We start from the raw sequence: 18,035 nt of genomic DNA on the forward strand, positions 1-18,035 counted from the left end.
TTCTCCCTCAAGGGAGTCGTTCCCTATGGGTGGCTTCCGGTTGGTGAACGCACCGATGTGCCTGTCACCGGCGCGCACGGATCGACGGTGCAGGCGCTGGGCTTCGAGCATCAGGACGGTACAACTCAGACTTACCTTCACAAGGGTTACGTCAACACGCAAACCGTCATCGACGTGTTCAACGATTTTTGCGAGACCATCGACCAAACGACCGTGGTAATCTTGGACAACGCGTCCTGCCACACCAGCAGGACCTTCAGGGCGTCGGTGGAAGGTTGGGCCGAGCGGGGCTTGCTCGTCTACAACATTCCTCCCTACAGCCCAGAACTCAACGCGATCGAACGATTGTGGAAAAAACTCAAGTACCAACTGATGCCCGCAAATGCTTGGGAACGGTTCAAGACTATGCTAGATACTTTGACATCGAAGCTCGCAGAACTCGGTGAAGTGACCTACATGCCGTCGCTTCATCATTACGCCGAATAACTCCTGTTCTCGTGCTTAGTTAGACGTGTTGCGGTGAGCTCTCATTGCGTCGGGAATCAAACTAAACCTAGGATCGTTTTGGATCGTTCGGATCGCCCGATTATCGCCCAGATATTTGCGTCGCAAATCAGCGAATGGACGTTTCCGCGATTCTTTCGAGGGATCGTAATCGGGGTTGATCGCAGGCGTGTATTTGATGTCGACGTTGGCATCAATCCAGTCGTTGAGAACAACGAACAACTCGCGGGCCTTCTCAGGCATCGCGGCGGACAATTCGTTCTTCTCATAAGGATCCTCGGCGATGTTATAAAGCCGCAGTGCGCCGGACCAATCAAAGATCAATTTCCAGTCCCCCTTCCGAACAGCCGATGAGGGAGCCGACGGCAATCCGTCCTCAGGGTTTTCAACGATCACATTGAGTGGGTAGTGCCAGAAAAAAGTGTCGCGAGGATATCGGCGACTGGTATTCGCCGGGTCGACAAACAGCGGAGTGATACTTCGCCCATCGATCCCGCCCGGATCGATGTAGGCGGAAACATCGTAGCCGGTCAAATCCAGAACCGTGGGGAAGATATCGTTGCAGTCCACGGGCACATCGCTCCACCGGCCTCCGTCCACGTGGTTCTTCCATCGAATCACCAACGGCACACGGATGCCGCCTTCAAAGTGCAATGCCTTGCCGCCCTTGAACGGCGAGTTGTTGGTCGCGACCGGATCGGTGTACGTCACTCCGCCGTTGTCGCTCATAAAAATGACCAACGTGTTTTCATCCAGCCCGGTTGCTTCGAGCGTGTCGAGAATTCGACCTACCGAAACGTCCAACCGTTTCAACATCGCCGCGTAAACGGGATTGTCGTGACCATTCCAACCTCGTGTCGGCTTGCGTTCAAAGTACGCCACATCGTTCGCACGTCCGTGGAACGGGGTGTGAACGGCGAAGTGACAAAAGTGCAGAAAGAACGGCTTGCCGCCGGATGCCAGGGATTCCGCTCGCCGTTGCAAGTAGTCGACGGCATGTTCGGTCAGCTCGTCGGTGAGATATTCCTGACCAAGGTTTCCACCGGACTTACCGCGCAACAATTTCGGTTGTGGCGTTGTCGGGAACATTTTCTTACCGCTGTCCCACGCCGCTCGCCAATTGAAATAAGGCGATCCACCTTCGTCAAAATAAGAGATCTCTTCGAACCCCTGATCCGCGGGTTGCCAACCCTGCGAGCCGTGACCGCCGAGATGCCACTTACCGATGAACGCAGCATCATGGTCCGTCATCGCTTCGGCGAGCGTCGTTTCATCCTGCCCATTATCCGAAGGATGGCCAGACGCCAACGCGTCGCGAGTGGTGCCGTTGAGCAATGCCTGTTCGATTGGGATCTTGTCTTGCCAAACGAGAGCATCCTGTGCGACGTACCCCGGCGGTGGCATGATCGCTTGGTTGTAGAACGTGCGTACGTTTCCACCGACGGCCGTCGTGAATCCAGTCCGCGCGGCATACTTCCCCGTCAACAGACTGGCTCGCGCCGGCGAGCAGAGATGGCAGGCGTAGGATTGAGAAAACGCGAGCCCTTCCCTGGTCAAGCGATCAAGGTTGGGCGTCTCGTAGTACATGTTTGCCGGTTTGGTTTTCGTAAACCTGGTCGCGTACGCATTGACGTCAACAATTCCGAGATCATCCGCGAGAATCACGATCACATTCGGTCTCTTGCCATCTTCGCCATTGACCGAAGGCATGCAAACCAAAGCAAATAGAATTGCGAGCAGCAGAACCGGAATTCGAATTGTCATGAGTGGCGTACGTTTGGGAAGGTGCAATAGCGTCACGCGGCGGCTCACTTCAGTGGGGAATTACAAACGCGATTGAGGTTGCAAGGGGAAGCCTTGGGAATTCCGCGGCGCGGCGTGCACAGGAATCCCCTCCGAAAGCCTCGCCTCTGTCTCCGCGTGATCTGGAGAGTGCGCGAGATTGGTAAACTCATCCGGATCATTTTCAAGATCGTACAGTTCCTCGACCCCCTCGCCATACCGAACCAAGCGTAAACGATGAGCCAAACCATAACCAACTTCCAGAAGGGACAAATTCGATTTGAGATCGCCCCACCTCTCGCGAACCATCTTCCAGGAAAGATGCCGGACAAAAAACACCTCAACCCAAGGTCGCATCTTCCCAAACGGGCACCAAAGATTCAGCCGCCCAACGCTAGCAGCGGCCTCAATGCGGCCTAACGGCGCAACCGAAGCTAGCGTGAAACCGATCAGGAGGCCACAAGACGCCTACCCGATGCCCTTTACGTCGTGATCACACACGACGAACACGATCAAAACTCTTCGTCGATCACTTCTTTCGAGGCTCGTGTCCCAAGAGCTCCCCACAGTCCATACGGGCTTTCAGATCCCGCAGGCACGCCGCCGCTGAGTTGAACCGTTTTGCTCGCTTGATTGCCCGCTTCGATGGAATCGGTGATGAACTTCACCGCTCCGTCTGACATCAAGACATGAGCGCCACCTTGGTGGCGGCTACTTGGCGGAAAGTTACCAACGTTGATGTGGTTCACTTGCAGACAAACTTCATTGTTCGGCGGAGAAATCGTCGAGACTCCCGTGAAGTAAGGACGCCCCAATGCCCACTGATAACCGCGGCGTTGTTCTGCGTTCCCATAGAACGCGATCTGAGCAGGAAGCGTCGACATCCAAAACTGTGGTCGCTCTGCGTCTCTGCCTCGCTCACACTTCTGCACATCATTCCATACCGACGGTCCTGCCGTTCGCCGCACGCCGCGAGTCCGAACATCGCTGTCACCCAAATCGGTCAAGATTTCACCGGCACAGATCGTATTCGACAACCCATCGAGGATATCACGAAATCGCGTGTTCTTGCGAGCAACAAAAACGCCACGGCACGACGCCTGAACATCCGATTCGTTTCCGTTGCTGGTGCCATTCTGGTTCTTCGCCCCGTTGGACGTTTCCTTCACGGCATCACCAATGCAACCGGCGTAGTTACTTCTTCCTTGCGACGGAATCCCTACACCGGGATCGGAGGGACAACGTAGCGACGGAATGTTCGTCAACCACGGTTCATAGCGGGCCACTCCGTTTGCCGTCAGCGTTCGGCGCGGATTCGGCCCCATCGGTGGAAAAATGTTGCCGCTCACGGGATCGACCAATGGATTGCTGATCTGCTCCCAAACGGCCTGCTGCTCGAAGAACGGAGTCAGGCCCACGAGAAAGCTCAACTCCAACGCGTTATTCGAAAACGGAACCTCAGCCGCATCCACATTCGCCTGTGATTGGCCCGTGAAGTCCGCGGTGCCTCCCGACTGCATCGGCAATTGATTGTAGGCAGAGTGATAGTTGTGCATCGAAAGCCCGAGCTGCTTGAAATTGTTGCTGCAACTCATCCGCCGAGCCGCTTCACGAGCCGCCTGAACTGCAGGCAACAACAGCCCGACCAAAACGCCAATGATGGCAATAACAACGAGTAATTCAACGAGCGTGAACGCCCGCCGTGATCGCGAGAAACTCATAAGAAACCAATCCGAAAAGAGAAATACAAAACACGAGCCCAACACCTGAACTCGCCAATACGCCATAAAACAAACGCACGAACCGCACGATCACGCCTGCGCCGCCGAGACAGCACGCACCGATCATCTTCACTGGCACGGCAGCCCGACCAACTCACTCACCAGTGTCGTTTTCGTCGATCACATCGAGCCCGTCGTCAACGTTGGGATTGGCCTCGATATAGGCTTCAATGGCGTCTTGCTCTGTGCCATCGGGCCCCGGCTTTGCCTCGCCACACCCACAGAAAAACAGCAACATGGACGCGAACAAAACAGGTTTCAACATCGGAGAAACTCCACTCACTAGGTCTTCAAGAGTCGGGGGATAGCAAACAAAATCATTGCGAACGGGCCGCATCGTCGTCGGCTCCTCCCACAAAAGCTGGACAAGGTCGCCGATTCATCAATTAGTTTGCTAGGCTCCTCAAAATCTCTCACGCGGATTTCTAATTTCTCGTTTTTAATGACAGTCACACACGCACAGATGCGGCCAACGGGATACCAAGCCAACCACTCGACTAGTAAACGCTCACCTCAAATCGGTCTTTGGGCGGCGGGGCGTGGTAGGGTGGAGACCCAAAACAGTTCAACTTCCTCGCCCGAATTCACAATGCATTTTCGTTTTGGAGGTGAGATTCCCAACCGAGAGGCAAACACTGGATTGAGGAGGAACAATCAGTGCCGCATTCAGACCCAATAAAACACGCCGTGCGCCAAGTGCTCTCGGGAGACACGGACGCGTTTCGGTTGCTCGTACGGGAATACCGGCTCATGATCCGTAGTTACGTAGGCAGCCAATTGCATCGCAGCGACGAGACAGACGATCTTTCCCAAGAAGTTTTCATGAGTGCCTATCGCAACCTTGACCAATTTGATCTCGATGGCGACTTCGGGGCTTGGCTCCGAGGAATCGCTCGCAACAAATTGCTGATGCATTTCCGAACGACCCAGCGTCGATCGCAGCGAGAATCGAAGTTCCGAGAGGAAGTGGCACAACTGCTGGAATATGACCTCGAGAAAATTTTTGTCCGCCAGAGCGATTTCGCGATCGAAGCACTCCTTCGTTGCATCAGCAAACTGCCGGATCGGATGCGACATGTGGTTCGAGAAGGCTTGGACGGAACCAAAGCTGCCGCATTGGCGGAAGAGCTCTCGACATCGCTCGGGGCCATCTACAACCTAAATTATCGCGCCAGTAGCCTGCTCCGCGAATGTGTCAAAGCGGAGATGGAATAATGGATCAGGACCTACGAATTTTGCTGGCCGCATGGTTAACGGGCGAGTGGGACGATGCTGAATTGGCGCCCGCTCTTGAACGGTTGAGAACAGACCGATCGTTGCGTAAATCCTTGGCCGAAGAACTGGCAATGCTCAGCCAAACGCGAGCGGTTCAGTCCAGCGAGCCCCGGTGGTTGAAGCTGGAAGACGCGTTAGGGGCCGCTTTAGAACACGGTGAAGACGATGCCGTGTTCGAATCTCGCGTGATGGCGAGCTTGTCCCAAATCGCCCCGGGGTATCAATCGCGACGCAAATGGTTGACGGTGGCTGCGATAGTGTCGACAGTGGCCGCCTTCGTCGCTTTGGCTTTCCTGCCCGGGTGGCTTAACAACGATGGCGTCGAACGAGAAAACACGATAGCCCACCAACAAAACACGCCGCCCATCGAAATCGCCCAAAACAACCAAGACGATACCAACACCCAGACCCGACGGCCCATCGACGGGGTCAACTTAGTCTCCAACTCGAGAGTGTCCGCGGTCGCCGTTCTCAGTCAGGCCGTCAACGCTCAATGGGGCGGCAACAATCGCCCCGTCGCGGGCGAAGGTCTCGATCTCGGAGACTTCATTCTTCGCCGTGGTGCCGTCCAAATCGAATTCCTCTCAGGTGTCCGACTGTTGCTGCAGGCCCCCGCGAATATCGAGCTTCGCGCAGCCGATGAAGTGCTCATTCGATACGGCGCGGCGAGTTGCTTCGTGACCGACATGGGACATGGGTTCCGAGTTTTAACCAAAGAGATGGAAGTTGCTGATCTTGGGACGGCGTTTAGCATTGACGTCAAACAAGACGGTAAACCAGAAGTCCATGTGATCGACGGCTCCGTTGAAATCAAATCGTCTCAACACGAAACGCTCGAAGTACAGGAAATGCACGCGATTCGCATGGGCGATGACGGCCCCGAAGACATCGAGTACTCCCCCGATCGATTCCTGAAAACATCCGTCATCCGTGGCCGACAAAACGCCTTCGCTCTACGTCGATATAACCGCTGGAAAGAATACGCGGAAGCCTTGAGCGCCGACCCGTCGGTCCTCCTGCATTACACGTTCGAGGAAACCGACCCGAGTGCGTTGGAATTGATCAACGTCGCAACGGATCCATCGCGAGCGACCAACGGAGTGGTCATTGGGTGCCAATGGGATCGTGGCCGATGGCGATCTAAGCGAGCATTGCTTTACCGCAACGCGAGCGATCGGGTGCTGTTCCAGGTACCGGGCGCATTCGACAAAGCGACATTCCTGGTTTGGGCTCGCGTCGATGCGATCACCCAAGAAACAACATCGCTATTGATGACCGAACACCCTGGGCGCAGGGCATTGTTCTCACCTGCCGACGACAAATCGATCAGCGAAGCAATGAAGCGACGCAGCAAAACGACCGTGGAAACCGTTCGATGGGAATTGTCACAACACACCAACAACGTGATGTTCAGCGTCGGGCACGGTATCAAAGAAAGCGACTATGACAAGCTCGCAGTCGACCATCCGTACACACGCTCGGATCGCTGGGGAACGTGGGCATGCATGGGCGTCACCTGTGACGTGAAAGAACGCACAGTCACCCATTACCTCAACGGCCAGCCGATCGGAACGGGGCAGTTCACACGCGCCGAACCCCTACTACTCGACTTCATGGAACTCGGAAATTTCGGAACGACCGTTGAAGAATTGGAACGAACCGGCGGCTCCGCTCAACGTCGCTTCTACGGTGCCATTGATGAACTGATGATCGCCGACCGTGTGTTTGATGCGTCAGAGATCAAATCATTCTGGGAAAACGGCAAACCTTGAGTGCTGCGGTTCTCTTAACGAGAAATGCAATCAATGCGACACGTTGACCTTGTTTTCTTATCGCCAAACCCCAAACCAACGTCGGCAACGAGATGACGGCCCTGCCATGTCACTCACCAGATGCATGCATCACACGAGAGCCCATCACTGGCGAACCAACGCTAGGAAATGAGACCTTCTGCCAGCCGCTAATCGACACAGCCGCACGTCCAGGTGACGACGAAGGCAATCAACAAGAGTTCACACCTTCCTCATCCGTATTCGAGCAACTGCGTCAACCACAACCGTCTCTCCCGATAACGTAGACCTGCGCGGATTGCCCGGGCGAGCGCCGACTCCAACGAAACGACAGATTCGCCCGTACATCTCGCAATCGAAAAAAGGACCACACGCGTGCCCCCCCGAATGATCACCTTTGCTCTCGCCGTCATCAGTTCGGTGCTCTCGTTTCACCGCGTTCACGCGGAACAAACGCCCAACATTATTTTGATTTTGGCCGACGACATGGGCTATTCCGACCTCGGTTGCTACGGCAGCGAAATCGCGACGCCGAACCTCGACCGACTCGCTCATCGGGGCGTTCGTTTCACTCAGTTCTACAACTCATCCAAGTGCGAACCGACACGTGCGTCATTGATGAGCGGGCAATACTGGCAAGACACCGGCTTCGGCGTCAAACGCGGGCTGACCATGGGCGAAGTGATGAAACAAAGAAACTACGCGACGTTTGCAGTCGGAAAATGGCATCTCGATGGAAATCCGGTGGACCGAGGATTCGATCGCTACTTCGGACATCTTGCCGGAGGAAGTCACTACTTCCGAGTTGCCGGGTCTCAGCGACTCGACCATAACGTCTTCACACAGCCACCCGGCGATGACTTCTACATGACTGACGCCAACGCGGGCTACGCGATCCAGTTTATAGACGAACTGCAGCGGGACGCCCCGGACAAGCCGTTCATGATGTACCTCGCGTTCAATGCCCCGCATTCACCGTTGCATGCGTTGCCGCAGGACATTGCAAAATACCACGAAACCTATCGCGCCGGTTGGGATATCATCCGTAAACAGAGACACCAAAAACAGATCGAACTCGGGGTCACCAAAGAACGATGGAAATTGCCTCCTCGAGATCCGAGCGTTCCCGCATGGGAAACATTGAGCCAGCGAGAAAAGGATTTTGAATCAACCCGAATGGCTATCTACGCGGCAATGGTGGATCGGATGGACCAAGCCATTGGACGCGTCCTCAACCGAGTCAAAGAGCACGGCGAAGAAGACAATACATTGGTCATCTTCTTAAGCGACAATGGTGGTAGCGCGTCAGACCCCTCGACCGCCCCCAAAACCGTCGAGGGACTGCTCGGTGAAAACGGAGCGGGCAAAGATGGCTACTGGGTCGGCATCGGATGGTCAAATGTCAGCAACACGCCCTTTCGACGGTACAAGTGCGACATGGGAAATGGCGGCATTCTGACCTCATGCGTGGCTTCGTGGCCAGCCGTGATCAAGACCGGAGGGCGTCTGATCGACGAACCATCGCACATCATTGATTTAATGGCTACGATCACGGATGTGGCAGGTCCACCAATCTCCGAAACGCCCTCGGAGAAACGTCCGGGGAAAAGCCTTCAACCGTTACTCACCGACAGTCCGCGTGAATCACACGACGCGTTGTACTTTCATCTCTTCCACAATCGAGCCATCATTGCCGACGGGATGAAGCTGGTTAGCAGTTGGGACTCACCTTGGACACTGTACGACATGAACGCCGACCGTACCGAACAGAACAATCTCGCCAGCCGACACCCAGAGCTCGCGGCGAGTCTGCAAAAGCGTTGGGAAAGCTGGTATGCGGATGTCCCCGAGAAGCGCTGGAACGCGTCTTTGGGTGAACCACGATACCGACGGATTGATGACCCTGAAGAAACCTACAACCGTCGAACAGGAAACGGTGATGAAATCATCGTGGTCAAACGGTCCGAAGCCTCACAGCGGCGCAAGCCCCAACCGCGAATGAAGCAAGCAACCTCGAAATGAAAACGTTGACATTCCCAGCACTCAGCATGTGCCTCGCATTCATTTGCGGCGGCCTCACGACGGCGAACGAACCGAAGCCCATCGACCTACTAACGATTGAAGATGACGACGTGAAAGTTGGCATCGATCGGCGGAAAGGGGGTTCGATCACTTGGTTATCGTCGAGTGAATATCCCAAAAACATCGTCAACATCGCCGATCCCGGACGACTGATCCAGCAATCTTATTACGCCGGTCGAGCAATTGACCGGACATCCGACGGGCAAAATCAAGCGTGGAGCCCCTGGTCTTGGAACCCGATCCAAGGTGGCGGAGTCGGCAGCACGGGCGACCAAGGAAGCTGGGCTCGCGTGACAACGTTTCGCAAAGACGCCGATGGTCTCTACTCCGAAACCATCCCCAAACTATGGGACATGCCCGACGAGGAAGCGAGCGCGTTGATGCGTCAATGGACATCACTGGAACCCAACATGCCGGGTGTCGTGTGCGTGCAATGCGAATTCCAAACGATGCGAAAGGCAGGCGATCGATGGGGCGGCGTCACCAACAATCCGCAAGAACTCCCCGCCTGCTATTTTACTCGCAATTTCTCCGACATCCGCAGCTATCTCGGAAACGGCGAGTGGCGACCCGAGCACCAACCGCCCGGCCCACCCTGGGGCACAACCAATCCACCATTCAAAGCAATGGCAATGTTCGCTCCGTCCGGCCAAGGTGTGGCCATCTACTCACCGACGTCGGGACCAATCTGGAACTTTGGCCCTCACGGCACGAAACCGTCGAATCGCCCCGAAGACGGCCCTTGCATGCACGTCGCACCGATCGATCGAGTAAGATTAAGCCATGCGTGCACGTTTCGATATCGATATTGGTTGACCGTCGGAACCGATTCTGAGATCGCAGAACGTCTCGACGTCTTACGGGCAAAGTATTCGTCCGAAACGTCGGAAATCGCCCATCCATGACCGATGCCGAAGGGCATGCTCGGTAGACGCCAACACGCCTTCCTGCCTTCCCGGGCCTCACGGCCCTCCCACCTCACATCTCCCCACCTCACGTCCCCCCGCCTTCCATGTTTCGAACCTGCCTTGCGTTTTGCGCGATCGTTCTATGCTGCGAACTCTCCGCCGAACAAATTGAATGCGTCCTGAGAACGCCAAACGAAATCAATCGAGAGAACGTTCAACTCAACAACGGAACGATTGAAATTCACGGTTCCGCCTCGATTGAAATCGTTCCGCAATCAAAAGTCGGCAAAGGCGATTGGGCGATCGAATTCGAAACGTTTTGCGTCGGCGGCGTTGAACAAATGACGCTGGCATCCGCCTTTGACCAATCGACCTCGCCCAACACGGCTTCTAAAGAGACGTCTGGAAATAAAACCTCGACTCCGCAATCGCTGCCACCGTTCATTCACAGCGAAACGTTTCGTCCGCATGTCGCGATTCTCGAAGAGGCAAATGGTTTTCATCTCACCGGTGTGGACGTGTTACGCCTGGACCTCACGATGAAAGACGACGCGGTGCTTCAAATCCGCAACGTTCGTCTTCGTCGCCCACAGGAGAGCGACCATGAGAAAGACGCTGACTCCTTGGCACACGCGGCGGATCCTGAATTACTGAACGCCTATCTCTCTGGCACCTTCGCTAGCACGATCACCGGCGTCACCGTCGGCATGTCGGACATCCAAATCACTGGCACCGTCGCGAATCACCGAACCGGCGTGACGCTCGGTGACATCCCCATGGAAACTCTCCTGGGCGACCAATCACCTTATCGCGAACTCATTGACATCGAAATCCAAAACGACGGATCCTTCGAAGTCAGCGTACCTCGCTCGACACTCGTCGACGATCGAAGAGTTGACCGCCTCACTGATCGCTGGCAACTCTTTCACGACGGCCCCTCCGGCAACGTTGCGATCAGTCACGCACGCTACGCCGAAACGGTCGCATGCCGTCAACCAAATTTGCCACCGGCAAAGCCGAGTTCGAAAAAGGGTTTGGGTGGATGGTCGGCTCAACGAAGTCCGGCGTTAAAGAACGAACTCAAAGACTTGGGCATCACCGCCGTCACCGTGAACGTCGCGGGACTGCACCAATATGTCTCCACGCGCCCGCACCCGAATTTCACCAAATTCAGTTGGCAGGGACGCGACTACTATGCGAATGGACGAGCACTCCAACAACTCGACCAAACCTTCCGCGAAGCGGCAGCTAACAACGTGATGGTTTCGGCCATCTTGCTAATCAGCAATCCTGAAAACTCCGGCGACGAAGACCTTCAACGACTCCGCCATCCTGACGCCGACCCGAGCGGGATGTTTGCGATGCCTGCCGTCACCTCTTCCGAAGGAATCGGATACTACGGCGCGATTTTAAACTTGATGGCCGAGCGTTGGTCTCGCGACGACGGCATCCATGGTCGCGTGCATCACTGGATCGTGCATAACGAAGTCGACTTCGGTTCGATATGGACGAACGCGGGTCGCAAATCGGATATCACGTACATGGATCTCTACCAACGCTCGATGCGCATGATCGACCTGATCGCTCGACAATATGATCCCAACGCGAGAGCCTGGATCTCACTGACTCATCATTGGGCCGAACGAGGCAACGAGTACGGCTACGGTTCCAAACGCATGCTTGATCTGCTCGTGCAGTTTTGCCAAACCGAAGGCGACTTCCCCTGGGGGCTGGCCTATCATCCATACCCACAGAGCTTGTTCGACCCACGAACTTGGCAAGACGAGAAGGCGACCTTTGAGTTCGCCACGCCCAAGATCACTCCGAAGAATATTGAGGTGCTCGACGCGTACATGAAGTTGCCACAGAACCGTTACCACGATGCCGTACGTCCGGTTCACCTTTCCGAAAACGGATTCAATTCCAAAGACTACTCCGACGCGGCCCAGCAAAATCAAGCGGCGGGCATGGCACTCGCGTGGAAGAAGATTCAATCGCTCTCATCCATTGAGACCTGGCACTACCACAATTGGATCGACAATCGACATGAAGGTGGACTCAAAATCGGGCTCAGAAAGTTCAGTGACGAGTCCGGCGACCCGCTCGGCAAAAAGCTGATTTGGAACCTCTACCAAGCATTCGGCACGCCGCGTGAAGACGCCGAGGCGAATCGCTATCTGCAAACGATCGGTGCCAAATCATGGAACGATTTGATCCATCAAGAGAGTATTCATTGACTCGAATTTTCCCGTGTCAAATCGAGGGTTCCTTACGTTTCCCAACCGGTCTTTCGCGATCGTTGAATTCCGGTTGAGGCTCGTGTAGATTGCAGAGCGATGACGGCGAACCGGCGTCTCCGTAATAGCGACGTCTGATTCAACAACATACTTGACGGACAGCATGCAACTCATCTCGAAAACCAAATCAGTTGTCTCGGCGATCAAGTTCAACCTGAAGGTGCAATCGCTACCCGATCGCATTTATCTCCGGCAGGTCATGTTGCCCGAGATGGCGTCGACCAAGCCCGCGAATGTGCTGCTCGCCGGAACGCGGCGATACACTCGTCGATACCCTCAATGTTTTGACCAAACAGTGACGACTGTTTGGACGATCGATTTCGATCCCTCGGCCGCTCGGTTCGGCAACGCTGCACGACACCGTGTCGGCGACATGTGCAGCGTCGATGAAGTCTTTCACGACATTCGTTTTGATATCATTCATATCAACGGCATCCTAGGATTCGGAGTCGACACTCCCGAAAGCATCCGCAGGATGATCGAGGCCTGCCATCGCGCGATTCAACCGGACGGATACATCATGCTGGGATGGGACGCAGACCGAACTCCCGACCCCACACTGAATCCTGACATCACGTCACGGTTTGTGCACACCGCCTTTGCGGGACTTCCCCCGAGACATACCGTCACCGGCCTCGATGGCTACGACCACGTGTTTGACTGGTTTCGGCGAACTGATTGAGACGAACGGCCAACGCCCGATCACTTCGATGTTGGCACGGGTTCTACTGACAACCGACCGTGCGTTCGATCTGGGCGAGCGTGCTGGCCAGGGTCGCTTCCGTGCGTGCGACATTGACTTGCAACGACAACAGCTCGCGGTAGGTGGCGACCAGATCGATGAAGTCCGCTTTGTTGCCTTGGTAATCCGCTGTCGTGATTTCGAGAGTCTGCTCGGTGCGCGGGATCAACCGTTCGCGGAACAGATCGAGCTGTTCGATTGCGGCGTAGGCGGCGGCGACTTGACGGCGAAGCTTACCACGTAAACGATCACGTTCGGCTTCGCGACGAAGCACAGCACTGCTGCGAGTGTGGGCGGCTTCACTGACGCCGGCGTTGAGCTTGTCACGCCAAATCGGAAGCGTGACTCCAACGGAAAAGTTAATGTTGTCATGCCCATTGGCGACCGGACTGAGGACATCCTCATCGTCACTAATGATGGCATAGCCTAACCCGAGTTGGAAATTAGGGTATCGCTGCAGACACGCGAGCGTCTCTTTCGCCCGGTCGCGGGCGATCTCGGCCGCGAGCCCACGCAACGTCGGGTTGCATTGCTCGGCCTGAGCGACGAGCAGTTCCAATTGCGGCACCGCTTCGTCCACGTTGAGTGCGTCGACGGCCGTGGGCATGTATTCGAGTGGCATACGAACGAGCGCACCGAGATCCGCACGAGCTTGCTCGCGTTGTCGGCGCAACACAATCAATTGTTCGGCGAGTCGATCGCCCTCCAATTCCGCACGGAGGACGTCTTGCTGGCTGCCGCCGGTTTTGTAACGGGCTTCCGAAACGGTGATGAGATCATCGACGAGCTCGCGGTTATCTTCGACGATCCCGATCAATTCGTCGGCGAGCCACAGCTCGTAATACGCGAGACGAACCGCCTCGGTAATCTCGATTTCCTGCTTCGCAATTTCAGCCATTTGCACTTGCACTTCCCGCGTCGCCACCGTGCCGCGCGCGTTCAGCTTTTTTGGCCACGGCACATTCTGAGTCAACGAGAATTGATGACCGACGCGACCGCCTGCTGTTTGCAGGGCTTGATCACGAATCGGCCAAAACGTGTTCCCCAACATCGGGTCGTCGAGCGACGTCGCCTGTGGAATCCGATGCTGCGCCGCCGCAACTCTTTGCCGCGCCGCCGCGATCGACGGATGCGAGGCCAGAGCCGTCGCGATCAGACCATCGAGCGAAACAGTGTCACTCGATGGTGGTGGCGAAAACTCAACTCCGAGGGCCGATCCGCTCAATTGCGACCGGAATGAGTTCTCGAGAGGTGTGCTGCCCTCCTCCGCGGAACCGGCATGACTTTTGCCTTCGTCTTCCCCTGAGTCGTCTGACGCTGTCTCGATTTGAAAATCGACCAGTGCGACAGGCGATTGTTCCTGGGTCGCGGCCGCGGGAACCGAAGGATTTGACGCCACGAACGCCTTTTGAACACCATTCGCGTGACAACCGGAGCCCCCGATTAAACACGCCAGCAAAAGTTTTTGCTTCGCGTGACGTCCCGTAATTCGAGAGGATTCCCTCGGTTCAGTCATGCGTTTTGTGCCCTTGATACCATTAATGACGAAGATCCGCCTTGAACACTTTTCGGCACGCAACGATAATACACATGCCCCAATGGGGTATATTTCCTTCTCCGGTCACCGATGAACCTCCCAACAATCCGCATTGCCGTCATACTTTGCCTGGTCGTCAGCATGACGATTCAGCCGATGTCGGCGTACGCGATGGCGGGACCATGCAGTGGTAACGTTTGCGAACAAACGCAAATGTGCAGCGGCTGCGGTTGTTGCGAAGTTTCGCACGACAAAGAGCGTTGCTGTTGCTGCAATCGCCCGTCTCCGGAGACCGTGAAATCGGATACCGAATCCCAAGATTCAGTCGGTGCCGTCACGTCCACGAGCGAGCTCAACAATGTCGCCGTGGAAGGACGCTGCACTTGTGGCGTTTCCTCTCCACCGATGGATCGCACCAATCCTCGCGAGCAGGTGACTCGCCAGACAAGTCCCCGCGTCGCATCGCTGGACTTTGTCGTACTTGATGACGAGGAGTTACCGATCCTTCGGCCGCGTGTCATCGACGATGCTTCCGGCAGCCGTGCCGATTTCTCTCAACGCGTTCTCTGCGTTTGGCGGATTTAACGATTTCCGAGAAGGAGCGTGCGCGCTCTCAGAACGAAAATCATTGATTCCAAACCAGTCTTCCGACGGAAACGTTCCGTCACAAACCAGAGAAACAAATATGCGCTACCTTATGGCTTCAGCAGCCCTGCTGCTTCTATCCGCTGCGATCATCGGATGCGGAAGCACTTCCGAAACCGACACGACGCCCGCCGTTACCGACCCGGTCGAGGCAACCTCGGTCAGCCTCGCGAATACGAAATGTCCGATCATGGGCGGAACGCCGACTGAGGAACTCACCGTTGACTACGACGGAAAAACGATCGGCTTTTGTTGCGACGGTTGCCCTCAAAAATGGGCCACACTCGACGAAGACGAGAAGGCAGAAAAGTTCGCCAAAGTCGATGCTCATGCCGGGCACGATCACGATGTGGATGGTCATGATGCGGACGCTCACGATGCGGATGGCCACGGCCACTCGGATCAACTCGGCCAATAGCCTTTGAAACCGTCGACCTGTGAGGTATCTCCGGCGGCAGCGTCACATTGTAGACGCTGTCGTCGGAGGCACTCCTGTTCGCTAACGCTGTGAGGCAATGATGAGCGAGTCCCAAACGGATCCCGAACATCCACAGGAACCTCGAGACAAACGGTCGTCGAGTCGGGAGGGAAATCCGCCTGCAACCAAAACGCTTTCGGACCGTCTTGCGCGTTTCAAATGGCTCGGGCGAACGGTCACCCATGCGTCGGTGATCCTGTTGGTATTCATCGGTGGAATCGCATTAATCGGCGTGGCCCAGCGGCTCGATTGGATTCAACGCAGTGGTGAAGTTGCATCCGGCGGTGCGTCGCACGTTCATGAAGGCGAGACCATCTACACTTGCCCGATGCACCCACAAATTCGGCAGAACGAACCCGGCGACTGTCCGATTTGCGGAATGAAATTGGTTCCAACGTCCACCAGTGCGAAAGCCAATCCGACAGGCGCAACCGACGATCGCTATCTCTGTCCGATGATGTGCACTCCTCCGTCGAGCGAACCGGGTCGCTGTCCGGTCTGTGCGATGGAACTAGTCAAATCAACAGGCGGCGGTGGAGGCGATGGTGTGTCCGTCACCATCGAACCAGTGGCCCGCCGTTTGATCGGAATCCAAACCGCCAAAGCAAAACAAGGTCCGGTCACGCAAACCATTCGTACCATCGGATCAATCAGCTACGACGAAAGCAAACTCGCCACCATCTCCGCCTACGTCGGCGGCCGCATCGAAAAACTCTACGCGAACTACGTCGGTGTCCCTGTCGAGAAAGACGACGACCTGGCTCTGATTTACAGCCCGGATCTTTATTCCGCACAGGTCGAGTTCCTGACCGCGCAGTCCGGCGGCGGATTGAAGCGTTTGGGTGGTTCCTCCGATTTCCAAAAACTCGCGAAACAGAAACTCATTGAACTCGGATTCACCGACGACCAAGTCGCCAACCTGCGTTCACGCGGCAAAGCCGAGAGCCGCATGCGTCTGCGTTCTCCCATCAAGGGAACCGTTATCGATAAGTTTGCCGTCGAGGGTGACTACCTCAAAACAGGCGACGAGGTCTACCGAATCGCGGACTTGTCGACGGTCTGGTTGATGCTCGATCTGTATCCCGACGATGCTTCCCGGATCCGATTCGGACAACAAGTGAAGGCCGAGGTTTCGTCAACACCGGGTCGCGTCCACACCGGTCGAGTGGCATTCATCGATCCAACTGTGAACGAAAAAACCCGAACCGTTCGCGTCCGCGTTGAGATGCTGAACACCGACGGCAAACTGCGGCCAGGCGACTATGCCACCGCCCGCATTGAGGTTCCCGCGATTCGTCAAGACATCCTTTACGATCCGTCGCTCGCGGGTAAATACATCAGCCCCATGCATCCGCAAATCATTCGCAACCAACCTGGTGAGTGCCCGATTTGTGGAATGGATTTGATCCCAACCTCCCAACTCGGATTCGCCGACGCACCGCTTCCACAGCAAAACGTTGTCACGGTTCCACGAGACACCGTGCTGATGACAGGCGACACGAGCGTCGTGTACGTCGAAACCGAACCGGGGCGATTCGAGATCCGACGAGTCAGCGTCGGCCCGATGACGGATGATCGCGCCGTGATCATCGAGGGCATTACGGCCGGAGAAACGATAGCGACCCACGGAAATTTCCTAATCGATTCGCAAATGCAACTTGCGGGCAACCCGTCGCTGATGGACCCACGCAAAGCCTCGAGTTATCCACCGGGTCCGCTCGAATTGTCCGACATCCTAACAACAGTCCTCTCGGGGCAATCGGGCGAACTGTTTGACAACGCCTACGCGGCCTATTTTGAAATTCAAAAAACGCTCGCCTCGGATCGTGCTCCCGATGCCAGTGTTGTCGGCGTTCTCCGTGATTCGCTCACTCAACTATCGTCGCAGCCTGATTTGCCCAAACGAGCATTCAGCCACGTGCAACGTGCTCAACAATCGTTGGAACGCATGAACAATTCGCTCGAGCGAACACGTGAAGGTTTCCGCGTTCTCAGCCACGCCCTGTTACGCACCGCTGCGATCGTTCGAGGACCTCAAACGGCCGACAAGCTGTACCACATGTTTTGCCCGATGGTGCCCGGTGGCGGCGGTGACTGGATGCAACGCGACAGCGAACTCATCAATCCCTACTGGGGCAGCGAAATGCTGTCCTGCGGCGAAGTAGTCGATGACATGTCGATCGCACCTCTGCTCGAAAGCCAGAGGAAATAGCG

General features: G+C 55.8%; 15 protein-coding genes. 11 read left to right on the plus strand and 4 right to left on the minus strand.

From position 1 onward, the window contains the following. A partial coding sequence (locus tag FHS27_RS23200; RefSeq protein ID WP_184307501.1) for a transposase occupies window positions 1-486 on the plus strand: 486 nt, incomplete at its 5' end. Between the two features lie 15 nt (window positions 487-501). Here the strand turns inward: FHS27_RS23200 and FHS27_RS23205 are convergent. Then, the gene (locus FHS27_RS23205; RefSeq protein WP_184307503.1) at window positions 502-2,268 is read right to left on the minus strand and encodes a sulfatase; all 1,767 of its coding nucleotides are present in this window, start codon (window positions 2,266-2,268) and stop codon (window positions 502-504) included. Between the two features lie 255 nt (window positions 2,269-2,523). Here FHS27_RS23205 and FHS27_RS23210 point away from each other — a divergent pair, with 255 nt between their 5' ends. After that, window positions 2,524-2,706, plus strand: coding sequence for a hypothetical protein (locus FHS27_RS23210; RefSeq protein WP_184307505.1), 183 nt, complete (start codon window positions 2,524-2,526; stop codon window positions 2,704-2,706). A 92-nt stretch (window positions 2,707-2,798) separates the two neighbouring features. Here FHS27_RS23210 and FHS27_RS23215 read toward each other — a convergent pair whose 3' ends face one another. Together FHS27_RS23215 and FHS27_RS23220 are read right to left on the minus strand one after the other, a co-directional pair. Beyond that, entirely contained in the window at window positions 2,799-4,007 is a 1,209-nt protein-coding gene (locus FHS27_RS23215; RefSeq protein ID WP_184307507.1) for a DUF1559 domain-containing protein, read from the minus strand. Between the two features lie 154 nt (window positions 4,008-4,161). Beyond that, on the minus strand, window positions 4,162-4,332 hold the full coding sequence (locus tag FHS27_RS23220; RefSeq protein ID WP_184307509.1) for a hypothetical protein: 171 nt from the start codon (window positions 4,330-4,332) through the stop codon (window positions 4,162-4,164). A 431-nt stretch (window positions 4,333-4,763) separates the two neighbouring features. Between FHS27_RS23220 and FHS27_RS23225 the strand changes: the two genes are divergently transcribed. The 6 genes from FHS27_RS23225 to FHS27_RS23250 all read left to right on the plus strand — a co-directional run bounded on the left by FHS27_RS23225 (window position 4,764) and on the right by FHS27_RS23250 (window position 13,101). Further along, entirely contained in the window at window positions 4,764-5,282 is a 519-nt protein-coding gene (locus tag FHS27_RS23225; protein WP_184307683.1) for a sigma-70 family RNA polymerase sigma factor, read from the plus strand. Continuing rightward, window positions 5,282-7,114, plus strand: coding sequence for an iron dicitrate transport regulator FecR (locus FHS27_RS23230; RefSeq protein WP_184307511.1), 1,833 nt, complete (start codon window positions 5,282-5,284; stop codon window positions 7,112-7,114). The genes FHS27_RS23225 and FHS27_RS23230 overlap by 1 nt, the downstream gene beginning before the upstream one ends. Before the next feature lie 393 nt (window positions 7,115-7,507). Beyond that, a complete protein-coding gene (locus FHS27_RS23235; RefSeq protein ID WP_315854668.1) occupies window positions 7,508-9,154 on the plus strand; it encodes an arylsulfatase in 1,647 nt (548 codons plus the stop codon). Further along, entirely contained in the window at window positions 9,151-10,119 is a 969-nt protein-coding gene (locus tag FHS27_RS23240) for a hypothetical protein (protein WP_184307513.1), read from the plus strand. Before FHS27_RS23235 ends, FHS27_RS23240 begins: the two co-directional genes overlap by 4 nt. Window positions 10,120-10,226: 107 nt before the next feature. Beyond that, window positions 10,227-12,359: a DUF5722 domain-containing protein gene (locus tag FHS27_RS23245; RefSeq protein WP_184307515.1), complete on the plus strand. Its 2,133-nt coding sequence runs from the start codon at window positions 10,227-10,229 to the stop codon at window positions 12,357-12,359. A gap of 163 nt (window positions 12,360-12,522) precedes the next feature. Beyond that, complete coding sequence (locus FHS27_RS23250) at window positions 12,523-13,101, plus strand: class I SAM-dependent methyltransferase (protein WP_184307517.1); 579 nt, start codon at window positions 12,523-12,525, stop codon at window positions 13,099-13,101. 43 nt (window positions 13,102-13,144) lie between these two features. On the opposite strand, the gene FHS27_RS23255 is transcribed toward FHS27_RS23250, so the two are convergent. Beyond that, window positions 13,145-14,560, minus strand: coding sequence for a TolC family protein (locus FHS27_RS23255; RefSeq protein WP_184307519.1), 1,416 nt, complete (start codon window positions 14,558-14,560; stop codon window positions 13,145-13,147). Window positions 14,561-14,788: 228 nt separating this feature from the next. Between FHS27_RS23255 and FHS27_RS23260 the strand changes: the two genes are divergently transcribed. The 3 genes from FHS27_RS23260 to FHS27_RS23270 all read left to right on the plus strand — a co-directional run bounded on the left by FHS27_RS23260 (window position 14,789) and on the right by FHS27_RS23270 (window position 18,033). Next, the gene (locus FHS27_RS23260) at window positions 14,789-15,283 is read left to right on the plus strand and encodes a hypothetical protein (RefSeq protein WP_184307521.1); all 495 of its coding nucleotides are present in this window, start codon (window positions 14,789-14,791) and stop codon (window positions 15,281-15,283) included. A gap of 100 nt (window positions 15,284-15,383) precedes the next feature. After that, a complete protein-coding gene (locus tag FHS27_RS23265; protein WP_246420679.1) occupies window positions 15,384-15,761 on the plus strand; it encodes a hypothetical protein in 378 nt (125 codons plus the stop codon). A gap of 100 nt (window positions 15,762-15,861) precedes the next feature. After that, complete coding sequence (locus FHS27_RS23270) at window positions 15,862-18,033, plus strand: efflux RND transporter periplasmic adaptor subunit (RefSeq protein ID WP_184307523.1); 2,172 nt, start codon at window positions 15,862-15,864, stop codon at window positions 18,031-18,033. Window positions 18,034-18,035 lie beyond the last annotated feature (2 nt).

The sequence above is a fragment of the Aporhodopirellula rubra genome, assembly GCF_014192335.1.
GTDB classification, from domain to species: domain Bacteria; phylum Planctomycetota; class Planctomycetia; order Pirellulales; family Pirellulaceae; genus Rhodopirellula; species Rhodopirellula rubra.

Excerpts from the sequence above, each read along its gene's own strand:
- FHS27_RS23205 (WP_184307503.1), bottom strand. The coding sequence starts at position 2,268 with ATGACAATTCGAATTCCGGTTCTGCTGCTCGCAATTCTATTTGCTTTG.
- FHS27_RS23210 (WP_184307505.1), top strand. The coding sequence starts at position 2,524 with ATGAGCCAAACCATAACCAACTTCCAGAAGGGACAAATTCGATTTGAG.
- FHS27_RS23215 (WP_184307507.1), bottom strand. The coding sequence starts at position 4,007 with ATGAGTTTCTCGCGATCACGGCGGGCGTTCACGCTCGTTGAATTACTC.
- FHS27_RS23220 (WP_184307509.1), bottom strand. The coding sequence starts at position 4,332 with ATGTTGAAACCTGTTTTGTTCGCGTCCATGTTGCTGTTTTTCTGTGGG.
- FHS27_RS23230 (WP_184307511.1), top strand. The coding sequence starts at position 5,282 with ATGGATCAGGACCTACGAATTTTGCTGGCCGCATGGTTAACGGGCGAG.
- FHS27_RS23240 (WP_184307513.1), top strand. The coding sequence starts at position 9,151 with ATGAAAACGTTGACATTCCCAGCACTCAGCATGTGCCTCGCATTCATT.
- FHS27_RS23245 (WP_184307515.1), top strand. The coding sequence starts at position 10,227 with ATGTTTCGAACCTGCCTTGCGTTTTGCGCGATCGTTCTATGCTGCGAA.
- FHS27_RS23250 (WP_184307517.1), top strand. The coding sequence starts at position 12,523 with ATGCAACTCATCTCGAAAACCAAATCAGTTGTCTCGGCGATCAAGTTC.
- FHS27_RS23260 (WP_184307521.1), top strand. The coding sequence starts at position 14,789 with ATGAACCTCCCAACAATCCGCATTGCCGTCATACTTTGCCTGGTCGTC.
- FHS27_RS23265 (WP_246420679.1), top strand. The coding sequence starts at position 15,384 with ATGCGCTACCTTATGGCTTCAGCAGCCCTGCTGCTTCTATCCGCTGCG.
- FHS27_RS23270 (WP_184307523.1), top strand. The coding sequence starts at position 15,862 with ATGAGCGAGTCCCAAACGGATCCCGAACATCCACAGGAACCTCGAGAC.